General features: G+C 42.5%; 1 protein-coding gene. It reads right to left on the bottom strand.

The genetic code is table 11. The annotated features are described in order from the left end of the window. Nucleotides 1-55: 55 nt before the first annotated feature. Nucleotides 56-1,102 (bottom strand): type VI secretion system contractile sheath large subunit (gene tssC, locus R7F07_RS25315; protein WP_318110683.1); only part of this gene is annotated, 1,047 nt, incomplete at its 5' end.

Here is a 1,102-nt window from a genome sequence, read left to right as displayed (position 1 = left end):
TTGTTGCAACTGCCCTTCCGATAAGGCATTTTTCCACTGAGTCATCTTTCTTTCCTTACACCAAATGTTCTGGTGATAATTCCGTAATTAATTTGATACTTGAGACCATTTGGTCGAGCTGAAAATGAGGGCGTAAATGTATCACCGAGTAGAAGTGCCCTGGCGTATCGCGTTTCTCTCTAACTTTGATCTTCGCTTCGTTCAATGGGTACTTAGCTCTGAGTTCATCCGAAGCTTCGTCTGAAGCCGTTGTATATTGATGTAACCAAGTCTGAAACTCCCTCTCGAGCGATGCCGCGTCCTGATAGCCACCTATCTTGTCTCGCCCCATAACTTTGACGTAGTGTGCTATACGCGATACACACATCGTGTATTGGAGCATTGAGGTGAGTTTTTCATTAGTCTCAACATGCTTCTCTTCGTACAGTTTTGGCTGATGCAACGAAACATTGGAAGTCATGCCGACCATGTCTGTTTCAGGAACTGGTGAAATCGGAATGAACCCACAATCAGACAGTTCTTGCTCTTTACGCTCAGAGACTTTTAGATTTAAAGGGCATCTATCTCTGTCATTTTTGCCATTAATGCGCGTTTTGTTTCTTGTAGGAGCAACAATAATGCCTTGACTATAATCCCCCTGTTTTATTCCTCGCATGTGAGTAAACCAACCGTGCTCTTGGAATGCTCTAATCGAAACAGCAGCAAAACAGAAGGCTCCACTTCCCCACAATAAATCGTTATTTGAATCGTCAATATTCTCTTGAAATTCAAATTGATCGTTTCGAGAACCATCACTTTTGTAGGGTTGTCGAAAAAGCACGTTAGGAGCGGTTAAGCCAATAAACTTGGTATCATCGTTATCTCGCAACTGTCTCCATTTGACATAATCAATTTGTTCAAATTGTGCCGCAACGTCTCGAGTCGACGAAAGTTCGGCAAATGTGTTCACACCGAATATTTCAGGAGACGCAGACATTACAAATGGACTAAATGCCGCAGCAGCAGGCTGAGATATCTTGCTTAGCACAGAGATATCTCTATCAAAATAATTTGTTCTCGGGTCATAACGTAATTGATAATCACCAACAACCACACCAAAGGG

The organism is Vibrio sp. YT-16, assembly GCF_033337405.1.
GTDB lineage: Bacteria > Pseudomonadota > Gammaproteobacteria > Enterobacterales > Vibrionaceae > Vibrio > Vibrio alginolyticus.
This window is presented reverse-complemented; position numbering and strand designations above follow the sequence as displayed.